Raw genomic sequence first — 20738 nt, 5'->3', positions numbered from 1 at the left:
TCACTGAGTTGCGCCACGACAAGGTCAGGAGAAGAGGCGCCTCCAGGTCTCGGGCCCCGGGTAGCCGTCGGCGGCGGCGCCCCGCCAGCCCTGGGCACGCTGGAACGCCTCGACGGCACGCCGGTCGGCGTCGCTCCAGCGGGGGGTGGGGCCGGTCCCGTAGTACCTCCCGTACCCCTTGCGTACGAGCTGTTCGCCCAGCCGGGTGACGTACGGGTTCTCGGCGCCAGGCCGGAAGTGGGCGCGGCCGGGGAAGGCGGGGGCGGCGGGCGCGGGGGCGGGCGGGCCCGGGGTGCCGGTGACGATGTCGCGGCCCTTGCCGGTGACCAGGAGCGTCCAGGTGTCGGGGCCGGGGATACCGTCCGCGTCGGTGCCCTTCCAGCCCTGGGCGCGCTGGAACGCCTGGGTGGCGCGCCGGTCGGCGTCGGACCAGCGGGGTCCGGGTCCCGTCGCATAGAAACGTTTCGCCCCGCGCTCGACGAGCATCTTGCCGAGCAGGGTGACGTGGGCGTTGTTCGCGCCGGGGCCGAAGTAGGCGCGGCCGGGGAAGGGCGTCGTCTCGTCGGGCTGGGCACCCGGGACACCCGTAGTACCCGTAGCCACTCCGGTGTAGCGGTAGGCGACGTACCGGTCGGAGTGGGTCCAGTAGGCGTAGGGGGTGGCCTGGCGGCGGGTGCCGGGGCGGGTCTGTTCGTAGGCGATGTAGTAGCTGTGGGTGTAGTCCGTCCAGCCGCCGAAGATCACCACGTGGGACCCCTTCTGGGGGTCGACCGGGTTGTGGAACAGGAGGATGTCGCCGGGCTGGAGGTCATCCTTGGCGATCTTGGTGCCGTAGCGGCCGAGGGTGCCCGTCCACTCGTTGCCGGGGAGGTTCCAGGCCATGGAGACGAACCCGGAGCAGTCCTGCCGGTAGCCGTCCGTCCAGTACGCGGTCATGCTGTACGGCACTTTCGCGGTGACCCACGTCTTCGCCCGCTTGATGATGTCGGCGCGGGTGGTGGCCGGCGTCTTGACCGGGGTGGCCGGGCGGCCGGGCGGTCCGTGCAGCGGGGCCGCGCCGCCCTGGGGGGTCTCGGGATCGTCACCTGCGGGAACGGCACGGCCGGTGCTGTGGGGCGCGGGGAGGGCGGGGGCCGCGTGGGCGGCGCCGAGGGCCGCGGTGGCGGCCGACGCGGTGGCCACGACGATCACCGCGCGGGGGGTGACGGCGAGCGCCGGGCGGCCGCCGCCCCCGGATCCGGACCCGTGTCCGCTCAGCCGCCGTCGTACGCACCCGGCGCAGTCGCAGTCGCTCGCGGGATCGATCTCCTCGAATACCGGAGTCTCCATGAGACGCCCCTCACACTCCGCCGGGAATATCCACTGCTATACACATATGCCACTTTCTCAACTGTCGCCCGGACGCGCATGTTGACGGTCCGAATGATGTACCCGAGACGTACGGGTACCCCCCGCGCCGTTCGGACGGCCGTTCGGCTGGTCGGAACCACCCCTGGTCATCCTGTAGAGTTACGACGTCAGCAGGCGCCGCTAGCTCAGTTGGTTAGAGCAGCTGACTCTTAATCAGCGGGTCCGGGGTTCGAGTCCCTGGCGGCGCACAGACGAGAGAAGCCCTCCGAGTGATCGGGGGGCTTCTCCTTGTTCGTCGAGGGATTGCTGTTACGCCCTCTCCCACCGGGGTAGGTGCCGCGCCATAGGGGGGCGGAAGAGGGAGCGCGGGCATGCAACACACCACCCGGGAAAGCCGGTTGGCGGCGGCGCTGCTGGAGGCCGCCGACACCCTGACGGACGGCTTCGACACCGCCGCGCATCTGCGGCGGGTCTGCGACCGGGGCGCGGAACTGCTAGCCGCCAGGGCCGTCGGCATCATGCTGATCGACGACGACGGCAGGACCGTCACGCTCGCCGGGAGCGGCCGGCTCGCGCCCGCGCTGCTGGAGTCCCAGCGCACCGGCGGACCCTGCCCGGACAGCCACCGCACCGGCCGCCCGGTGCCGCCCCGGTTCCTGCGCGATCCCGAAGTGGCCGCCCGCTGGCCGCAGTTCACGGCCTGCGCGCTGCGACACGGCATCACCGCGGCGTTCGCCGTGCCCTTACGACGGCACGGCGAACCCCTCGGCGCCCTCACCGCCCTCTACCCGAACCAGCCACCGGGCGAGGGCAGTTCGGGCCCGGTCGCGACGGCGCAGTCACTCGCCGACGCCGCCGCGCTCGGCCTAGACAACCACCGCGCCCACGACGGGTTCCGCACCCGCTCCGAGCAGTTGCAGCACGCGCTGACCAGTCGGGTGCGGATCGAGCAGGCGAAGGGGATCCTGGCCGAAAGGCAGTCCCTCGACATCGACGAAGCCTTCGAGATTCTGCGCACCTACGCCCGGCGCAACCGGCTGCCGCTGGACGCGGTGGCCCGCTCCGTCGTCGAACAGACCCTGGACGACGCGGAGTTGGGCATCCACCCCGAGACCCGTCCGCCGCTCGGACCGCCGCACACCTGGCGTGACACCTGCGGGGATGACGGATAGTCACGAGGCGGGGACTTGGCGCCAAATGGGCCTAGGCCAAGGGGTCCGACCCGTTCTACAGTCTTCTCGGAACCGCGGGCTCCCGGGCTCTACAACACCGCGCCCCGGCTCAGTTAGTCTGCTCGAACGGCCCCAGCCCCCGGCCGGTCATCACCCACCGAGGTTTCCCACGCCTCCCGCGCCGGTCGCCGGGTTTCTCCCGCAGCCCGTGCGCGCGCGGTCGAGGACCTGCCCGGTCGGCGGTTTCGGGGGAGCGGGCCGCCGACCGGGGCAGGTGCGTCCGCGCGGGTCGCGGAGCGGGGGTTGCACCTGGGGGGTACGCCGGATGGGGGTCCGCCTGTACTGGCGGGGTAGGCCGTAGGGACGCGTAGAGGGGGCCGCCTGTACCTGCGAGGTAGGCCCGTGTGGGGATCCGCCCCTACCTGAGAGGGACGGCCGGCGAGGGTGTGGCTCCGGCGAGGTACGCCGTTCAGGGGCCCGTGCCCGTGAGGTACGCCGAGACGATCACGTTCGCCGTGTAGCTGCGGCTGGCCCGGTCGAAGGTGCCGCCGCACGTGATCAGCCGCAGCTCGGCCCGGCCCGGTTCCCTCGGCCCGTACGCCTGTCGGGCGTCGAAGCGGTCGCGCCGGACGACCTGGACGTCGTCCACCGTGAACTCGGCGACCTTTCCGTCGCCGCGCATCACCCGTACCGTCTCGCCCGCCCTCACCGTGCTGAGCTTGTAGAAGACGGCGGGGCGGGTCTCCGTGTCCACGTGGCCGACGAGCAGCGCGGTGCCGCGCGCGCCCGGGGTGGCGCCGGCCGCGTACCAGCCGACGACGCCCGCCTGGTCGTAGGGCGGGGGGTCGATCGCGCCGCGCGCGTCGAGGCCGCGGGCGACGACGGGGGCCTGGACGCCGAGTTCGGGGATGTCGATGCGCTGCGGGGGTGCTGCCCCCAACGGGGTTGCGGCGGGCGGGAGTTGACTGTCCTCGGGGCGGCCGACGGCGGCCACGTCTCCGGTCGTCGGCGTGGATATGCCGTGGCGGACCTCGGTGACTTCGCGGCCCCACAGCCAGAGGCCGAGGAGCAGGACCGCCCAGGTGACGCCGGTGAGGAGGCGGCCGTGGGAGGGGGTGTGGTCGGACACGGGTCAGTCCGTTCCGGGGCCGGGGGTGGTGCCGGGGCCTGGGGCCGGGCCGAGGGCGGGGCCGGGGGTTCTGGTGCCGCGTCTGCGGAGGACTCCGCGCAGGGCGAGGACCGCGAGGGCGGCGAGGCCCGCGAGGGTGAGGCCGGTGACTGCGTGGGAGGTACTAGGGGGTGTGGCTCGGGGTTGGGCCAGGGGGTGGCCCTGAGCCGGGGAGTAGCCCCCCTGAGGTAGGGGGTGACCCTGGGTCAGAGGGTGGGCCCGCGCCTCGTCGTCCACCCGCTGCTCCGTCCGGGCCGCGAGTCGGTCCGCCGCCCCGCCGCCGCCCGCCTGGACCGGGGCGACCGGGGTGGCGTGCGGGGTCGCGCCCCGGCCCGCGACCGTGACCTTGCCTCTGACCTCGACGTCCGCGCAGGTGATCGTCACGTCGTAGGCGCCCGGCTCGGCCGTCGTGCGGATCTTCGTCTCGCCGGCGAGGGTGCCGTCCGTGCCGATCAGGCGGGCGTCCGCGACGAAGGCGGCGGAGACCGCTTTCGCCGTCTTTCCGGTGCAGCCGCTGACCTTGAGCGCGATCTCGCCGCCGGCCGTCGGTGTCGACGGGATCACCGAGACGCCCCGGCCGCCGTCCGCCGCGGGGGCCGCGTACGGCGGGTGCGCCGCGTACGCCGGGTGCGCCATGTGCGTCGCCGGGGCGAGCAGGAAGGTGGCGGCCAGGACTCCGGTGCGGAGTGTGAAGCGGGGTGAACCCATCGTGAAACCTCCAGGTATCTGGAGGCTCCCCCACGGGTCCGGCTCGTGCACCCTCAGTAGGGGTGGGCTACTCCGTACGGGTGGGGGTTCGCGGGGTGGGCCGGGGCGGGTGCGCGGGCTGGGGCGGGTGCGCGGGCCGCCTCAGATCCGCTCGACGAGGTCGGCGATCGAGTCGACGACCTTCGACGGGCGGTACGGGAAGTTCTCCACCTGCTCGGGCCGGGTCAGGCCGGTCAGCACCAGGTACGTCTGCATGCCCGCCTCGATGCCGGCGAGGACGTCCGTGTCCATCCGGTCGCCGATCATCGCGCTGCTCTCGGAGTGCGCGCCGATCGCGTTGAGCCCGGTCCGCATCATCAGGGGGTTCGGCTTGCCCGCGAAGTAGGGCTGCTTGCCGGTCGCCTTCGTGATCAGCGCGGCCACGGCGCCGGTCGCGGGCAGGGGTCCCTCTGTGGAGGGACCGGTCTCATCCGGGTTGGTGCAGATGAAACGGGCGCCGTCGTTGATCAGGCGGACCGCCTTCGTCATCGCCTCGAAGGAATACGTCCGGGTCTCGCCGAGGACGACGTAGTCCGGCTCGTGGTCGGTCAGGACGTACCCGATGTCGTGCAGCGCGGTCGTCAGCCCGGCCTCGCCGATCACGTACGCCGTGCCGTTCGGACGCTGGTCGTCCAGGAACTTCGCGGTCGCCAGCGCCGACGTCCAGATGTTGTCCACCGGGACGTCCAGGCCCATGCGCTGGAGCCTGGCGTGCAGGTCACGAGGGGTGTAGATCGAGTTGTTCGTCAGCACCAGGAACGGCTTGCCCGAATCGCGGAGCTTCTTCAGGAACGCGTCGGCCCCCGGGATCGGGACGCCCTCGTGAATCAGCACACCGTCCATGTCGGTGAGCCACGACTCGATGGGCTTGCGGTCTGCCATGTGCGGGGTCTCCTGCCGTGCCGTACGCGAACGCGCTGTGAGCGCGTCGTGGGGCCCAGACTAAGCACAGGTCGGATCTTGAGGGAATGGGTGGATTTCCTGGGGGCTGCGGGGTGGGTCGGGTGGGGGGTACTTCGGGGGTAGGGGCGGGCCCGTAGTGCCGGGGAGGTACGGGCGTGGGTACCGGAGAGGTACGGGTACGCGTACCTCCGGGGCGCGGTACGGGTGGGCGTACCTCCGGGGAGGTAGGGGATCGCGGTGGACGGTCTTCTCGTCAGCGCCGTCTGCTCGCGGCCACCAGGCCCGCGCCCGCCACCAGGAGGCCGCCCGCGATGACCGCCGCGCTTGCCACGGCCGGTCCGAGACCCGTACTGGCGAGTTCGTGGGCCCCCTCGGTGGAGGGGCCCGTCTCCTGCGCGGTGTCGGAGTCGGCCGCCGCCTCGACGGTGAACCGGTAGGGGTTGGACTGGCCGACCCATTCGCCGTCGTCCCCCTGCCGCTGGACGACGGCCGCGTGAGCGGTGACGTCGTTCGCGGCGGCGGAGGTGGTGAGGGCGAGGCGGAGTTTCACGGTGAGGGTGCGGTGGGCGGGGACGGAGAAGCCGGTGAACGGGGGGTTGGCGGCGGGGGTGCCGGCTGTGCCGTCCGCGGGGGTGCCGGGGGGTTGTGGGGGCTCGGCGGTGCCGGTGCCTTCTGTGTGATCGGCGTGGCCGGTGCCTCCGGCGTCCTCGGCGCTCCCCGCGTCCTCGCCGAACGGGCCGACCAGTTCGTCCGCGTCGGTCTCCTCGAAGTGGACCGCGTGGAGGTGTCGGCCCTCGTAGAAGTCCAGCCGGACCTGGTCCGCCCTCAGCTCCCGCTGGCTGTCGACCAGTACGACCACGGGGTGAACGCCCGTGCAGTCCCGGCCGGTGGTGTTCACGAGGTCCAGGTACCAGACCCCGTGTCCGCCGCCGGCCTCGTAGCTCTCAGGTCCACCTCGTAGTCGGGCGGTGAGCGGGAAGTCCCGGGTGCCGGGGGTCGCGCAGGCGGGCACCTCCGCCGGCCGCGCGGGCAGGGCTCCAGGGTCCAGGGCGAGGGCTGCGGCGGGGGTGGCGAGGAAGGTGGGGGCGCAGAGGAGGGCGGGGCCGAGGACGGACCCGGCTAGTCGGCGGGCGAGGGACGGGCAGGGTCGCATGGTCACGTGAGCCTGCCGCAGGGGGAGCGGTTCGCCGGTCCGCCGCTCCGGGGCCGGTCGCGAGTCCGCTCGTTCAGCTCATACGACGTACACATGATGCGCGTGCGCCCGCGAGGCGCGGCGGCTTGGCGGGCCCCGTACATCTCCGGAGCTACGCGCTCCTACTCCCCCTCAACCCCGTACACCTTGCGAGCTACGGCCCTCACCACCCCCGTCAGCCCCGTACATCTCCAGAGCTACGGCCCTCCCCGTCCCGTCAGCCCCGTGCACCTCCAGAGCCACGCCCCCCGCCCCCGTCAGCCCCGTACCTCACCCGAGCCACATCCCCTACCCCCTCCCGAACACAGCCCCCAGCAGCAACTGGGCCGCCCCTGCCGCGACCCCCCACACCCCGCTGTCAGCCACCCGCACCGGTACCTCCCCCACCACGGCCGAGACCCCGTCCACGAACACCTGCGGTGTCTGGGTCACCCGGCGCCCGCCCAGGAGGACCTGGTCGATGTCGAGCAGGCCGACGAGGTTCGCGGCGCCGACGCCCAGTACGCGGGCCGCTTCCGCGAGGTCGCCCCGTGCGAGGGCGGTGAGGCAGAGGACTTCGATGCAGCCGGACCTGCCGCAGGGGCAGGCGGGGCCGTCGAGGAGGACGACCTGGTGGCCGAACTCCCCGGCGCCGGTGCGCGCGCCCCGGTGGACGGTGCCGTGGATGACGAGGCCGGCGCCGAGCCCGGTGCCGAGGTGGAGGTAGGCGAAGGAGTCGCCGTCACCGGCCGCCGAGTCCCCCTCCCCCGCGACGGCGAGACCGAGTGCGGCGGCGTTGGTGTCCTTGTCGACGACGACCGGGACGTCCAGCGCGCGGGCGAGGACGTCCCGTAGGGGAAAGCCGTCCCAGTCGGGGAACCCGGTGACCCGGCCGAGCACCCCGCGCGTGTGGTCCAGCGGACCCGGAAGGGCGATCCCCACCCCCAGAAGTCCTACGACCCCGTCCGCGAGCGCCCCCTGTACCTCACGTACTACGACCCCTACGACCTCGGAGGTACCCGCCCCGAGGTCCAGCGGGGTACGCCGTTCGGCGACCACCCGCCCGTCCAGTCGGACCAGCACCACGCGTAGTTCGTCGCGGTCGAGGTGGACCCCCACCGCGTGCCCGGCCCCGGGGACGAGGCGCAGGACGGTGCGCGGCTTGCCCCCGGTCGACGCGCGGTACCCGGCCTCCGTCGCGAGCCCGTCCTCGCGGAGCCGCGCGGTGATCTTGCTGACGGCCTGCGGGGTGAGCCCGGTCCGCTCGGCGAGTTCGAGCCGGCTGATCCCGTCGGCGCCGGCGGTGCGCAGCAGGTCGAGCACGAGCGCGGTGTTGTGCCCGCGCACGGCGAGGAGGTTGGTGCCGGTGGTGCGCGCCGGGTCGTTCGTCCTGTTCACGCCCCCATTCTCGCCTGCACTTGCACTTTGGCAACAGCGTTGCGAAAGTGGACGCCATGAGTACTGGCGCTGCTGCGAACCCCCTCCGCGTGGGCCTGGTCGGCTACGGCCTCGCGGGTTCCGTCTTCCACGCCCCGCTGATCGCCGCGACGAAGGGCCTGACCCTCGACACGGTCGTCACCTCGAACCCGGAACGCCAGGCGCAGGCGAGCGCCGCGCACCCGGACGTCCGGATCGCGGCGACGCCGGACGAACTGCTCGTGCGGGCGGGCGAGTTGGACCTGGTGGTCATCGCCTCCCCGAACAAGACGCACGTCCCGCTGGCGACCGCCGCGCTCGACGCCGGGCTCCCGGTCGTCGTCGACAAGCCCATCGCGGGCACGGCGGAGGAGGCCCGCGCCCTGGCCGTCCTCGCCGAGGAGCGCGGCCTGCTGCTCTCCGTGTTCCAGAACCGGCGCTGGGACAACGACTTCCGCACACTCCAGAAGCTCCTGGCCGACGGTGAACTCGGAGACGTGTGGCGGTTCGAGTCCCGGTTCGAGCGCTGGCGTCCGCTGCCGAAGGGCGGCTGGCGCGAGTCCGGCGACCCGACAGAGATCGGAGGTCTGCTGTACGACCTCGGCAGTCACGTCGTCGACCAGGCGCTGGTCCTCTTCGGCCCGGTCGCGTCGGTGTACGCCGAGACGGACATCCGCCGGCCGGGCGCCGAGACGGACGACGACACGTTCATCGCGCTGACGCACACGAGCGGCGTCCGCAGCCATCTGTACGTGTCCGCAACGACCGCCCAACTCGGGCCGAGATTCCGGGTGTTGGGGTCGAAGGCGGGCTATGTGAAGTACGGGCTCGACCCGCAGGAGGCGGCGCTGCGCGAGGGCGCGCGGCCGGGGGCCGGCTGGGGTGAGGAGCCGGAGGAGCTGTGGGGCCGGATCGGCGCCGGGGAGTCCCCGGCGACCGGCGGCGGCACGGCTTTCCCGACCCTACCTGGGGACTACCCCGCCTATTACGCTGCGATCAGCGAGGCACTGACCGACGGCGGGCCGAACCCGGTCTCCGCCGTCGAGGCGGCCGCCGCCCTCGACGTCCTGGAGGCGGCCCGCCGTTCGGCACGAGACGGATCGACGGTGAACCTGTGATGGCGAGCACCCCCGAGATCACCCCGAGTCTGGCGGAGCTGGAGGCGCAGGAACGCCGCCTGGTCTTCCGGCAGTTCACCCACGAGGACGCCTGGGCGCTGGGCTCGCTCCTGGTGGAGCTGGCCCGGGAGCGCCAGGCGCCGGTGGCGATCGACATCCACCGCTCAGGGCAGCAGCTCTTCCATGCCGCCCTGCCCGGCTCGTCCCCCGACAACGACGCGTGGATCGCCCGCAAGCGCCGGGTCGTGGAGCGGTACGGGTCCGCGTCATACCTGGTGGGTATGCGGTTCAGGGCGAAGGGGACGAGCTTCGAGGAGTCCTCGCGGCTGGATCCGGACACGTACGCGGCGCACGGGGGGTCGTTCCCGGTCACCGTGGAGGGCGTGGGGGTGGTCGGGGCCGTGACGGTGTCGGGGCTGCCTCAGCTGGAGGACCACAAGCTCGTGGTGGAGGCGCTGGAGGAGTTCCTGAGCAAGGGCTGAATTCCCCGTGCACCTTCCGAATTCCCGCTCCTCTCAAGCGTCCCCGAATTCTCGCTCCCCTCAGGCGTCCTTGAATTCCTGACGCTGTCGCCCGAGCCCTTCGATCTCCAGTTCCACGACGTCGCCGGAACGGAGATAGGGCTTGGGCTCGGGCTCCCCGAGAGCCACCCCGGCGGGCGTCCCGGTATTGATGACGTCCCCGGGATACAGCGTCATGAAGTGGCTGACATACCGCACGACCTCGCCCACCGGGAAGATCTGCTCGGCCGTGGTCCCGTTCTGCTTCAGCTCGCCGTTGACCCATAGGCGCAGGTCGAGGGCCTGTGGGTCAGGGACCTCGTCGGCGGTCACGAGCCACGGGCCGAGCGGGTTGAACGTCTCGCAGTTCTTCCCCTTGTCCCAGGTCCCGCCGCGCTCGATCTGGAATTCGCGCTCCGACACGTCGTGTGCCACCGCGTATCCGCCGACATGCGCGAGCCCGTCCTCGGCGGATTCCAGATAACGAGCGGTACGGCCGATGACGACCGCCAATTCGACTTCCCAGTCGGTCTTCACGGAATTGCGCGGCACGAGCACGGTGTCATAAGGGCCGACGACGGTGTCGGCGGCCTTGAAGAAGACGACCGGCTCGGCGGGCGGCTCGGCCCCGGTCTCGCGGGCGTGGTCGTGGTAGTTGAGCCCGATGCAGACGATCTTCCCGATCCGCCCGACCGGCGGGCCGACCCGTACGGCGCCGGCGTCGATCACCGGCAGCTCCCCGCCGGCCACGGCGTCCCTCACCCGTGCCAGGGCCGCCGCGTCCGCGAGGAGGGCGCCGTCGACGTCGTCCACGATCCCCGAGAGATCCCGTAGTACTCCAGCGGTATCCAGCGCCGCGGGGCGCTCCGCTCCCGCCGTACCCACTCGCAGCAGCTTCATGGCCGTGCCTCTCCCTCGCTGGCGGTACGCGTACCCGGCGACCCCAGTCATCCGATGTCTGCTCGATCCTCCGGTCTCGCCGTTCCGTGCGCAATACCCGGTTCACGAACTGGACCGGGTTTGTCGGCGGGGCGCCGCGCCCGCTCGGCTCATCTGTGGAGCAGCGCCCGTTCCGCCGTCCCCCACGCCGTGCTGGTCACGAGGTAGAGCGCGGCGGCGAGCGGCATGACGGCGACACTGACCAGCATGAAGAACGACATGAACGGCATCACCCGGGTGACCGCACCGAGCCCCGGCACCGCGCCGTCCGGGTCCACCGGCGCGCTCGTGCTCATCGTGCGCCTGCTCTGCCGGTACCCGAACCACGCGACCACCGCGACGAGCGCGAACAGGGCCAGGTAGACGAGGCCCGCCGTCCCGAACAGCCCGCCGTCGCCCAGCGCGTCGGTCCACCGCTTGCCCAACGGCGCGGACAGCAGGTCGTGTTCGAGCAGGGCGTTGGTCTCGCCGCCGATCGTCGGGCGGGAGAAGAGGTAGAACAGGACGAAGAACACGGGGAGTTGGAGCAGCTGCGGCAGGCATCCGGCGAGCGGGGACACCTTCTCCGCCGCGTGCAGCTCCAGCATCGCGCGCTGGAGTCGTTCCGGGTTCTTCCCGTGCTTCTTGCGCAGTTCGGCGATCTTCGGCTGCAACGCCCGCTGCGCTTTCTGGCCGCGTGCCGCCGCGCGGGAGAGGGGGTGGACGAGGAGGCGTACGAGCGCGGTCAGCAGGATGATCGCGGCGGCGGCCGCGGAGGTGTGGAAGAGGGGTTCGAGCAGGGCGGCGAACCGCTCTACCAGGGACGCGAAGACGGACAAGGGGAGCCCTCCGGGGGTCTCGTCGTGCCGGGGTGAGGTGGTGCGGCGGCATGACGACTCCGCGCGGGGCGGGCGGGGGCGGGCGGGCGCTGGTCGGTGGGTCGGCCTGGTGCGCGGCCGGGGTTGTTTCCTGGCCCAGCCCTGTTCGCGGGCCGGCCCTGGATTGCCGATCAGCCCTGGTTCGCCGGCCGGGCTGTTTCGCGGCCCGGCGCGTTCGGCGGCCCGGAGGTGCGCTGTCCGGCGTGTCCTGCCCGGTGTGCCCTACGCGGTTGTCGTCCGGAGGGCGTGGCCGGGGGCTCGGGGGCGGGAGCGGCCCGAGGCGTCGGGGTCGCGCTGGGGCAGGAAGGCCGTGCGTCTGGCCCGGTCCCGTATCGCCGTGCGGATGCGCGTGCCCGGGACGGGCGGGGCGCTGCGCGCGGCGACGAGGCAGCAGACGGCGAACGCCGAGCCGATCGCGGCGGCCACGGCGAGGGCGGTGAAGAGGGTGCCGGTGTCGAGGAGGAGGGTGCCGGCGAAGAGGGCGAACAGCGCGCCGAACGCGCGTGCCGGGGACCGGCTCAGCAGACGCTCCATGGTGCGCTCCCCCTCTCTCCGTCGGTCGGATTGATCACCGCCTGTGCCCTGAAGACGAACGGGGCCGACGGGTGGTTCCCGCGCCGGGGAGTTTTTCCGGCGCCGCCGTCACGCCGTCAGCGCCGGGCCTGGCCGTCAGCCCTGGGCCTCGGCCCTCAGTCCCGACCCTCGGCCGTCGCCCCCGAGCCCCGGCCTTCAGTTCCGGGCTCTGGCCGTCACCTCCCAGCTCCGGCCGTCAACCCCGCGCTTCGCTGGACACCAGCTTCCCCCACACCACCAGCCGGTACCGGGAGGTGTACTCCGGCGTGCAGGTAGTCAGGGTGATGTACGCCGCGGGTATGTCGTACCCGTACCCGGGGTGGACGGTCGAGCGGGGTAGGACCCGTAGTACTCCGGAGTCACGGGCCGAGGTCTGCGACAGGATCCGGTCGACGGCGTACGTGTGGCGGGTGGACGCCGTCTCCACCCGGACGGTGTCCCCGCGCCGGAGCCTGTCCAGGTGACGGAAGGGCTCGCCGTGGGTGTTGCGGTGGGCGGCGAGGGCGAAGTTGCCGGGCCGGCCGGGCTGCTGGGTGCCGGGGTAGTGACCGGCGTACCCCTTGTCGAGGACGTCCCGCTTGTCGATGCCCTCGGCGATCGGGACGCGCACGCCGATGCGGGGCAGGACGAGGACGGCGTACGTCTGGGAGCGGCGGGGCGCCGGCTCCGTACCCGGCGAAAAGCCGCCGTCGGAAGGGGAGTTGGCGGCGGGCCCACGCTCCGGTTCCGGTCTCCCCGCCCCGGGCGACTCGTCCGCGCCGCCGCTCCCCCACTGCCTCTCCAGCGCCCGCACTTCGCGTTCGGCGCCGGCTCTGGCCTCCTGGTTGGTCCACCACAGCTGGTGGACGACGAGCAGCAGCCCCAACACGCCGGCGGTGACCAGGAGTTCGGCGCCGGTCCACAGGAAGCGCCGGCCCAGGGCAGGCCGCCGGGCTCGGTGCCGGTCTCGGTTCCAGGCCCGGTTCCAGGCTCGGCGCCGGGCTCCGTGCCGGACGACGGGATTCGGCACGCGGGACCACCTCCGCCACGTCGGGTCCCCCGTCCGGGAGGCCCGTCGCGGGGGTGCGGGGACGATAAGGGATGCGGACCAAACTCGCCAGACCCGCACAATTCACGGCGTCGTGTTCGTCCCGTCGAACCCTTCTTCCATCGGTTTGCGAAAGGGCTGTCAGATGTCTCGACAACTCGGCACGGCACACCTGATGCTTCCTGTCGCACCCCCACACGGCCGGTCGAAACGACCGGTCCTCCCCACAACCGTCGATCGACGACGATCGAAGCGGAGTAGCCATGATCCGACGCAGGACACTGCTGGCGGCGGGCGGCGGCGCCTTCCTCGGCACCGCGCTGGCCACCGGAACGGCCCACGCCGATGCGACGATTTCCGTCAACCCCTCCACCTCGTACGGCACTTGGGAGGGCTGGGGCACGTCCCTGGCCTGGTGGGCGAACGTCTTCGGCGCCCGGGACGACTTCGCCGACATCTTCTTCACCACCAAGTCGACGACGTACAACGGCACTTCGCTGCCCGGTCTGGGCCTGAACATCGCCCGCTACAACCTGGGCGCGTGCAGTTCGAACTCGGTGAACGGCGAGTCGATGGTGGTCTCGCCCAACATCCCCGCGTTCAAGCAGATCGAGGGCTACTGGCAGGACTGGAACAACGAGGACCCCGCCTCGTCGGCGTGGAAGTGGACGGCGGACGCCAAGCAGCGGGCGATGCTGCAGAAGGCGGTCGCGCGCGGCGCGACGACCGAGCTGTTCGCCAACTCCCCCATGTGGTGGATGTGTTCGAACCACAACCCGTCCGGCGCGGCCGACGGCGGCAACAACCTCCAGACCTGGAACTACCGCCAGCACGCCTCGCACCTCGCGGCGGTCGCCCTCTACGCGAAGAACAACTGGGGCGTGAACTTCGCGACGGTCGACCCCTTCAACGAGCCCGCGTCGGACTGGTGGAAGGCGACCGGCACGCAGGAGGGCTGCCACATGGACGCGGCCGTCCAGGCGGCCGTACTCCCGTACATGCGCAGCGAGTTGGACAAGCGGGGCCTGAGCGGCGTACGGATCGCGGCGAGCGACGAGACCAACTACGACACGGCGCGCAGCACGTGGAACGCGTTCTCGTCGACGACCAAGGGGTACGTCAGCCAGGTCAACGTGCACGGCTATCAGGGTTCGGGCGGCCGAAGGGACCTGCTCTACACGGACGTTGTGACGACGTCCGGCAAGAAGCTGTGGAACTCCGAGACCGGGGACAACGACGGCACCGGTATGTCCATGGCGAGCAACCTGCTCTCCGACTTCCGCTGGCTGCACCCGACGGCGTGGGTCTACTGGCAGGTCATGGACCCGTCGTCGAACTGGGCGATGATCGCGTACGACGCGGCGACGCTGACCCCCGGTGCCGTACAGACGAAGTACTACGTGATGGCCCAGTTCAGCCGGCACATCCGGCCCGGGATGACGATCCTCGACACGGGCGTGAGCTACGCGGTCGCGGCGCTCGACCGGTCGGCGAACCGGCTCGTGATCGTCGCGGCGAACACGGCGACGTCGGCGCAGACGCTGACGTTCGACCTGTCCCGCTTCACCACCGTCTCCGGTGGCTCGGGGGGTCTCGTCCCGCGCTGGAACACGGTCACGACCGGTGGCGGCGACCTCTACACGGCCCGTTCGGACATCAGGGTGTCCGGCAAGACGGTCGCGGTGCCGTTCGCGGCGAAGTCGGTGCAGACGCTGCAGATCGACGGGGTGGTGGTGTAGGGGGTATTACGGGGCGTAGGGGCTTGCGGGGTGGGGCGGGCCGGCGGTCTCAAGGGCCGGAGCCCTACAGGGGCCGGAGCTCCCCGGGGACCGGGATCGCCGGGGACCGGGATCGCCGAGAGCCGGGGGTACCTGAGAGGTAACCGGGGGGTACCTGAGAGGTAGGGGATCTCCCGGAAGACCGGTGATCCCCTAAGGGTCGGCGAGGGCCGGCCCCGGTGGGACCACCCCCGGCCTGCGGATACCTCACCTTCGTCCCCGCCGGGCAGTACCGTGTCGTCCATGCGCCCCGACACGCCCGCCGAGAACGTCGACCACTCCGCCGAAGCCGCCCGCCTGGAACGCACCGCCGGCCTCCACCCCGAGGACGCGGAACCGCTCCTGCTGCGGGCGGCGGCCCACCTGGAACTGGGCGGCGACCGCCCGGCAGCAACCGCTCTGTACGACCGTCTGCTGGCGGCCCCGGACACCCTGGACGCCCCGCACCTCGTCCGCGCCCTGAAAGCGGCCAACCTCTGGGAGTACGGCCACGAGGCCGAGGCCCGCGCGATCATCGACGGCATCCGCGTGACCGCGCCGCGCGACCCGGCGCCCTGGGTGATCGTCGCGGAGGCGCTGGAGGCCCACGACGAACTGGAGCAGGCGGAGGCGACGTTCACCGACGGCGCCCGTCTCCTCCTGACGGACGTCGCCGAACCCCCGTACTCCACACACCCGTTGCTCTTCGGGCGGCACCGCGTACGCCGGATGCTGGGCGCGGCCCACGACGACTGGGACCGCCTCGCCGACACCCTCCACGCCTCCCCCGTCTCCCTCGACGAACTCCACGACCCCAAACGCGTCTGGTCGTTGGGCTCCGAGAACCCGGCGGAGCTGGAGGCCGAGATCTCCCGTCTGCGCGCCGAACTCGGCGCCTACCGCGAGGCGTTGTCGCGTCCGTTCCCGGTCGCCGTCCTCCACTGGCCCGCCGCCGAACTCGCCGAACTCCTCGCGGCGTACCCCGCGCTCGCCGCCGAATACCCGTCCCACGCCGCCCACTTGTCGACCATAGAGTCCTCCCTGCGCGAGCTCTCCGCCTCCGGCACCCCCAACCTCGGCATCGTCACCGGCACGGTCCCCTCCTACGAGGCGTTCGCCGCGTCCGAGGGCGCGTCCCCGTCCGATCCGACTCTCCTGCCCCAGTACGCGACGACACTGGCGGCACGCGGGCGCGCGGTGGCGTGGCCGCCGCAGCGGGGGGCGGAGTGCTGGTGCGGGTCGGGGGTCGCTTATGGGGAGTGTCACGGGGCGGAGTGAAGATCGTGACACCGGTCCGCTTCCGGCCACGCCGCGGATCGCGGGTGCCGATCCGGCGATCGGCGACGGCCGGCAGGATGCGGTGATCATCGACCGTGACGACGTACGTTCCTGAGGCGCGACAACATTGAGCGATGTGAAGCCTTCCTCCCCCGGCGTCTCCGCGCGCATGTCCCGGCAGGCCAGCAAGGACACGGCGGCCGAGCTGGCCGTACGGCGCCTGCTCCACGCCGCGGGTCTGCGCTACCGGGTGGAGTACCCGGTGCCGGGCATGGCGCGGCGCCGGATCGACGTGGCGTTCACCGGGGCGAAGGTGGCCGTCCTGATCGACGGCTGTTTCTGGCACGGGTGCCCGCAGCACGCGACGCGGCCGAAGGCCAACGCCCAGTGGTGGCGTGAAAAGCTGGACCGGAACATGGCCCGCGACCGGGAGACGACGGAGAACCTGGTCTCGCTGGGCTGGATGGTGCTGCGGTTCTGGGAGCACGAGGCTCCCGAGCAGGTGGCCGTGCGGGTGGGGGCGGCGGTGGAGCGACGCCGCGCGGAACTGATCAAGGGGAGGAAGACATGAGCGGCCTGACTTTCGTGGACGTGTGCTCGGGGGCGGGCGGACTCGCGCTCGGACTGGAGCGGGCGGGGTTCGAACCCCGGCTGCTGCTGGACGACGACGAGGACGCCGTCACCACCCTGCGGACGAACCGACCGCACTGGAACGTGCTCCACACCGACCTGCTGGAGTTCGACCCGCAGGACCACCCCGAGAGCTATGACGTGGACCTCCTCTCGGCGGGGCTGCCGAGGGTGCGGTCGAGCGCGACCGTCGCGCGGTCGGACTCGCGGGTGGAGGAGCGGCTGCTGAAGGCCACCGTCTACCTCGTCCACGCGATCAAGCCCCGGGTGCTGCTCATCGAGAACGTCCCCGGGCTCGCCGACTCCGACGACCATCAGGAGTTCCATGACTTCGCTCGGGACGAACTGGCCCATCTGGGATACCGGTTCAGCTGGTTCGTCCTGAACGCCGTCGACTTCGGAGTGCCCCAGAACCGTAAGCAGGGCATCCTGATGGCCCTCAAGGTCGACCGGACCGGCGCGTTCCACGAGCCGATGCCCACCGTGCGGGAACCGGTGACCGTCGGTGCCGCTCTGGGGCCGTCCATGGCCTCGCGCGGTTGGTCGGACGCCGTCCGCTGGGCCGCGCAGGCGAGCAGACCGGCTCCGACGCTGGTCGGCGGCTCGAAGAACCGTGGCGGCGCCGACCTGGGTCCGACCGGCGCCAAGAACACGTGGGCGACCATGGGCGTCAACGCCGGCAGCCTGGGTGACGAGATCCCCGGATCGGACTTCGTCTGGGACCCCGCTCTCGGCAGGGACGGCATGGTGAGGATCACGGTCGAACAGGCGGCCCTGTTGCAGAGCTTCCCCCCTTCGTGGGAGATCTCCGGCCGCAAGACCTCGCGGTACCGGCAGGTGGGGCACGCGACGCCGCCTCCGGTCGGGGAGGCGTTGGGTCGGGCGGTCGCCGAAGCTCTCGAGGCGGACTCGGCGACGTCCGCGGCCGGCTAGACTTCCGCCACATGACCAGCACGGCGCCCCACCAGTCCATCCTCGACAAACCCTTTGTCCTGGACCTCTTCGCGGGTCCCGGAGGACTGGACGTCGGCGGACACGCGCTCCAGATCCCGAGTCTCGGCATCGAGTGGGACCGGAGCACGTGTCTGACGCGGTACGCGGCCGGGTTGGACACCTGGCACGCCGATGTCAGCGCGGTACGCAGGGACCGCTTCGAGGCGTTGCCGCCGGAGATCAACGTGCTCGCCGGCGGCCCACCGTGCCAGACGTACTCGGTGGCGGGAAAGGGCGCCGGTCGCAAGGCGCTCGACGAGGTCAAGGAGTACATCGAACGCCTGATGGCGGGCGACCCTGACGAGAAGATCGACGAGGACCTGAAGTCCCTCACCGATCCGCGCACCGGGATGGTGCTCGAACCCCTCCGATACGCGATCCGTGCGACCAGGAGCACGAGCCGGGAGAACCGCCCCTACGACGTCATCGTGCTGGAGCAGGTCCGCGAGGTCGAGGCGCTGTGGCTCCACTACGCCAAGGTGCTGGAGGAGATCGGCCTTCCCGACGGCACCCGGTACGAGGCCGTCGTCGACGTCCTCGACACCGAGACCTACGGGGTGCCGCAGACCCGGTCGCGCGCGGTGCTGATCGCCCGGCGCAAGGGACTCGGTCGCCCCGCGCTCCCCGCGCCGACCCATCGCCCCTACGAGGCGAAGGAATGGAACCGGGCGAACGCCCGGAGCGCCGGGGAGGGCCATCAGCCGACCCTCGACGAGCGGCCCCAGGAGGAGGACGACCGGTCGCTGCCGCAGTGGAGGTCGATGTGGGACGCCGTCGGGGAACCGGTGGGTTCGCATCCGGGTCGGGAGAGGCGCTTCCTGGTCCGCTCGAACTACGGCAGCTCGGGGAACCCGGGCCGGCGCGGGGTCCGCACCGACCGGCAACCCGCGGCCACCGTCACCGGACGCATCTCTCGCTTCGTGGTCTTCGAGCACCTGGACGAGAACGTCGTCCACGAGGGTTCCCGGTTCAGCATGAACGAGGCGGGGATGCTCCAGAGCTTCCCGCCGGACTACCCGTGGACCGGTACGGCGCAGGCCCAGCAGGTGGGCAACGCGGTACCGCCGCTGTTCGGGGCGCACCTGCTGAGCGCGGCGCTCGGGCTGCCCCGGCCGGACCCGGAGGAGTTGCGGAAGCCGTGGCCCCGGGCCACGGACGACCAGCGGACCAAGCTGCGTGAAGAGGGCTGCGGCGCCGGTGACGCCTGCACGGCCAGGTGCCCGAAGTCCGACGACCAGGCACCGAAGCGCGCGAAGAAGGCGGACGGGGAGGAGTGACCCGGGGCCCCCGGGTCACTCCTCGGTCTTCCTCCCTCTGACCGGCGCGGTCTCGAACAGCTCGGTGAAGTGCTTGACGAGCGCTTCCACCGAGTCCTCCGGGACCGGTTCCTCGTCGGGTCCTTCGGGGAGGTTGTACCGGTCGACCGGTGGTGCCGATTCGGCCGCCGCGATCCAGTTCCGCAGGGGGGTGGGGTCTCGGGGTTCGTCCGGTGCGAGGGCGTCGTGGATCAGGGTGGCTCCGGCCGTGTTGATCGCGGTCCAGAGGGCGTTGACCTCTCGCCCGCCCAGCCCGCTCCTCAGAAGTCGGACCAGAGCCTGGGCCGTGGGACGGTGGTCGATCAGATCCAGCCGGAGAGTGTTGTGGATGAGGTCCTGGCTGCCGCAGGCCGCCTCGACCGGTTCGTAGTCCGACCCGTTCCGGAACAGCTCGGCCGCCCACCACAGACGGGAGAAGCACTGACGGTCCGCGGCTCCTCGGAAGCGCTCCGCGCTGACGCGCTCCTTCCCCAGATGCCTCCAGACGACGTAGTCGGGAGCCACGGCCAGAGCCAGGTGGTTCCACAGACGCTTCTCCGCCGCCTCCCTCCGCGTCAGACGCAGGGTCGCGTGGAGCCGTGGCGCGAGCCACGCGTCGGCCTTGGGGCGGTCCTCCGCGAACGCGTACATGGCGTCCTCGACCAGGCTCCGGATCGGCTCGGCCGATCGCCTGGCCTCACGTGTCGGAAACGACTCGACGACCTTGGCCAGATCGATGCCGGCGTGCACCTCCTCACCCTTGAGCAGGCCCTCGGTGAGGAACTGATCGGCGTCCGAGGCGGCGAGCAGCGCCAAGTACTCAGGAACATGGCTCGGTTTGTCGATCACGTCTCGCTCTCCCGGTTCATCTGCTCCAGCCCACGAACCACATGGACGAGCGCCTTGGTGGCGTCGGCGCGGCGGACCGCCGCGTAGTGGACACGCGTCTGGAGCTCCACCCAGCCCGAGTCACCCGTACGACGGCGGTGCACCTGGCGCAGCGCCTCCTCGACATGCACACCGGGGACGATGTCCGGAAGCATCTCCCTCAGCACCTCGCCCCGCCAGTCGGTCGGGAAGACCGGGCCTGTACCGGGTTCCACCTCCAGGTCCCCGATGGCGCCCTGGAACACCGCCGTCCAGGCGTCCGTGGACATCTGTGCGACCAGAAGGTCGCGCACCTTGCTGTCGACACCCGAGCCCTCGCAGTCCAACAACCCCGCGATCCCCTCCACGTCAGTGTTCACGAACACCGTGGGAACCCTGGCGGAGACGTCGACGATCCAGGGCGCGTCGGCGTACGACCGCAGCCATTCCCGCGCGCTGTTCCTGAACGACGCCCGGCGGACCTCCAGTCGGAGTTCCTGGACCGGATCGTCGGACACCGTGTCCACGATCCAGCTCCGGTCGGTCTCGGCGACCGATCTCCCCGGCACCTCGTCCACCGTCCCCACGGCGTACGCGGCGAGGGAGACCCTTCCCAGGTGGTCGTCCCTGTGCACGTCGACGGAACCCGACCAGTCGTGGCCGTCGTCCGTGTCACGCGTGAGGTCCGAAGACGTACGGAGGTTGGTCTCGCCGTCGGTCAGCACGGCGAGGACCCGCAGGTCGGACCAGGCCGCGTCCGGCGCGTTCGCCCCGGGCGGCAGTGTCACGGAGAGGCCGATCCGGGCGCTCACCCAGTCGGAGTGGCCCGCGACGCCGAGCGCGACGGTCTGCTGCTGGGTCGAGTAGGCGGTGGTCTCCAGCTTGTCCCAGGAGCCGTCGGGGAGCTTGAGGGAGACCGAGGTCACCCTGAGCGCGACCGGCCGGTTGAGCCGCTTGTACGGATAGATCTTCACCCG

The 20738-nt window shown here is 71.7% G+C and carries 20 protein-coding genes and 1 tRNA gene; 9 read left to right on the top strand and 12 right to left on the bottom strand.

Annotated elements, in window-relative coordinates; genetic code table 11:
• Nucleotides 1-24: 24 nt before the first annotated feature.
• Entirely contained in the window at nt 25-1329 is a 1305-nt protein-coding gene (locus IAG44_RS25825) for a peptidoglycan-binding protein (protein ID WP_187749456.1), read from the bottom strand.
• 195 nt (nt 1330-1524) lie between these two features.
• Here IAG44_RS25825 and IAG44_RS25820 point away from each other — a divergent pair.
• Together IAG44_RS25820 and IAG44_RS25815 are read left to right on the top strand one after the other, a co-directional pair.
• Nucleotides 1525-1598: transfer RNA gene (locus IAG44_RS25820), tRNA-Lys, on the top strand.
• A 123-nt stretch (nt 1599-1721) separates the two neighbouring features.
• Nucleotides 1722-2522, top strand: coding sequence for a GAF and ANTAR domain-containing protein (locus IAG44_RS25815; protein ID WP_187749455.1), 801 nt, complete (start codon nt 1722-1724; stop codon nt 2520-2522).
• 469 nt (nt 2523-2991) lie between these two features.
• Here the strand turns inward: IAG44_RS25815 and IAG44_RS25810 are convergent, their stop codons facing one another.
• From IAG44_RS25810 to IAG44_RS25790, 5 genes are all read right to left on the bottom strand, one after another.
• Complete coding sequence (locus IAG44_RS25810; protein ID WP_187749454.1) at nt 2992-3651, bottom strand: class F sortase; 660 nt, start codon at nt 3649-3651, stop codon at nt 2992-2994.
• Between the two features lie 3 nt (nt 3652-3654).
• Nucleotides 3655-4398: a hypothetical protein gene (locus IAG44_RS25805; protein ID WP_187749453.1), complete on the bottom strand. Its 744-nt coding sequence runs from the start codon at nt 4396-4398 to the stop codon at nt 3655-3657.
• A gap of 141 nt (nt 4399-4539) precedes the next feature.
• A complete protein-coding gene (locus IAG44_RS25800) occupies nt 4540-5319 on the bottom strand; it encodes an HAD-IIA family hydrolase (protein ID WP_187749452.1) in 780 nt (259 codons plus the stop codon).
• Between the two features lie 274 nt (nt 5320-5593).
• Nucleotides 5594-6493 (bottom strand): hypothetical protein, encoded by a 900-nt coding sequence (locus IAG44_RS25795; protein ID WP_187749451.1) that lies wholly within the window; start codon nt 6491-6493, stop codon nt 5594-5596.
• Nucleotides 6494-6820: 327 nt separating this feature from the next.
• Entirely contained in the window at nt 6821-7909 is a 1089-nt protein-coding gene (locus IAG44_RS25790) for an ROK family transcriptional regulator (RefSeq protein ID WP_187749450.1), read from the bottom strand.
• A gap of 56 nt (nt 7910-7965) precedes the next feature.
• On the opposite strand from IAG44_RS25790, the gene IAG44_RS25785 reads away from it, so the two are divergent.
• Both IAG44_RS25785 and IAG44_RS25780 read left to right on the top strand, forming a co-directional pair.
• Nucleotides 7966-9045, top strand: coding sequence for a Gfo/Idh/MocA family protein (locus tag IAG44_RS25785; RefSeq protein WP_187749449.1), 1080 nt, complete (start codon nt 7966-7968; stop codon nt 9043-9045).
• Nucleotides 9045-9527 carry a heme-degrading domain-containing protein gene (locus tag IAG44_RS25780; RefSeq protein ID WP_187749448.1) on the top strand — a complete coding sequence of 161 codons (483 nt, stop codon included), beginning with the start codon at nt 9045-9047 and terminating at the stop codon, nt 9525-9527. The genes IAG44_RS25785 and IAG44_RS25780 overlap by 1 nt, the downstream gene beginning before the upstream one ends.
• Before the next feature lie 60 nt (nt 9528-9587).
• On the opposite strand, the gene IAG44_RS25775 is transcribed toward IAG44_RS25780, so the two are convergent.
• The 4 genes from IAG44_RS25775 to IAG44_RS25760 form a co-directional block, all read right to left on the bottom strand.
• Nucleotides 9588-10445, bottom strand: a complete 858-nt coding sequence (locus tag IAG44_RS25775) for a fumarylacetoacetate hydrolase family protein (RefSeq protein ID WP_187749447.1) — start codon at nt 10443-10445, stop codon at nt 9588-9590.
• A 149-nt stretch (nt 10446-10594) separates the two neighbouring features.
• Nucleotides 10595-11302: a YidC/Oxa1 family membrane protein insertase gene (locus IAG44_RS25770; protein ID WP_187749446.1), complete on the bottom strand. Its 708-nt coding sequence runs from the start codon at nt 11300-11302 to the stop codon at nt 10595-10597.
• Between the two features lie 261 nt (nt 11303-11563).
• Nucleotides 11564-11875 (bottom strand): DUF6412 domain-containing protein, encoded by a 312-nt coding sequence (locus IAG44_RS25765; protein WP_187749445.1) that lies wholly within the window; start codon nt 11873-11875, stop codon nt 11564-11566.
• A gap of 235 nt (nt 11876-12110) precedes the next feature.
• Entirely contained in the window at nt 12111-12923 is an 813-nt protein-coding gene (locus tag IAG44_RS25760) for a class E sortase (protein WP_187749444.1), read from the bottom strand.
• A 281-nt stretch (nt 12924-13204) separates the two neighbouring features.
• Between IAG44_RS25760 and IAG44_RS25755 the strand changes: the two genes are divergently transcribed.
• The 5 genes from IAG44_RS25755 to IAG44_RS25735 all read left to right on the top strand — a co-directional run bounded on the left by IAG44_RS25755 (nt 13205) and on the right by IAG44_RS25735 (nt 18876).
• Entirely contained in the window at nt 13205-14680 is a 1476-nt protein-coding gene (locus IAG44_RS25755) for a glycoside hydrolase (protein ID WP_187749443.1), read from the top strand.
• Between the two features lie 282 nt (nt 14681-14962).
• Nucleotides 14963-15976 carry an SEC-C domain-containing protein gene (locus tag IAG44_RS25750; RefSeq protein ID WP_187749442.1) on the top strand — a complete coding sequence of 338 codons (1014 nt, stop codon included), beginning with the start codon at nt 14963-14965 and terminating at the stop codon, nt 15974-15976.
• Between the two features lie 169 nt (nt 15977-16145).
• A complete protein-coding gene (locus tag IAG44_RS25745) occupies nt 16146-16547 on the top strand; it encodes a very short patch repair endonuclease (RefSeq protein ID WP_187752862.1) in 402 nt (133 codons plus the stop codon).
• Nucleotides 16544-17539 (top strand): DNA cytosine methyltransferase, encoded by a 996-nt coding sequence (locus IAG44_RS25740; RefSeq protein WP_187749441.1) that lies wholly within the window; start codon nt 16544-16546, stop codon nt 17537-17539. Before IAG44_RS25745 ends, IAG44_RS25740 begins: the two co-directional genes overlap by 4 nt.
• A gap of 11 nt (nt 17540-17550) precedes the next feature.
• Complete coding sequence (locus IAG44_RS25735) at nt 17551-18876, top strand: DNA cytosine methyltransferase (protein WP_187749440.1); 1326 nt, start codon at nt 17551-17553, stop codon at nt 18874-18876.
• A gap of 15 nt (nt 18877-18891) precedes the next feature.
• Here the strand turns inward: IAG44_RS25735 and IAG44_RS25730 are convergent, their stop codons facing one another.
• Nucleotides 18892-19743, bottom strand: coding sequence for a DUF6339 family protein (locus IAG44_RS25730; RefSeq protein ID WP_187749439.1), 852 nt, complete (start codon nt 19741-19743; stop codon nt 18892-18894).
• Complete coding sequence (locus IAG44_RS25725) at nt 19740-20735, bottom strand: hypothetical protein (RefSeq protein ID WP_187749438.1); 996 nt, start codon at nt 20733-20735, stop codon at nt 19740-19742. Before IAG44_RS25725 ends, IAG44_RS25730 begins: the two co-directional genes overlap by 4 nt.
• Nucleotides 20736-20738: the final 3 nt, after the last annotated feature.

Source organism: Streptomyces roseirectus, assembly GCF_014489635.1.
GTDB lineage: Bacteria > Actinomycetota > Actinomycetes > Streptomycetales > Streptomycetaceae > Streptomyces > Streptomyces roseirectus.
This window is presented reverse-complemented; position numbering and strand designations above follow the sequence as displayed.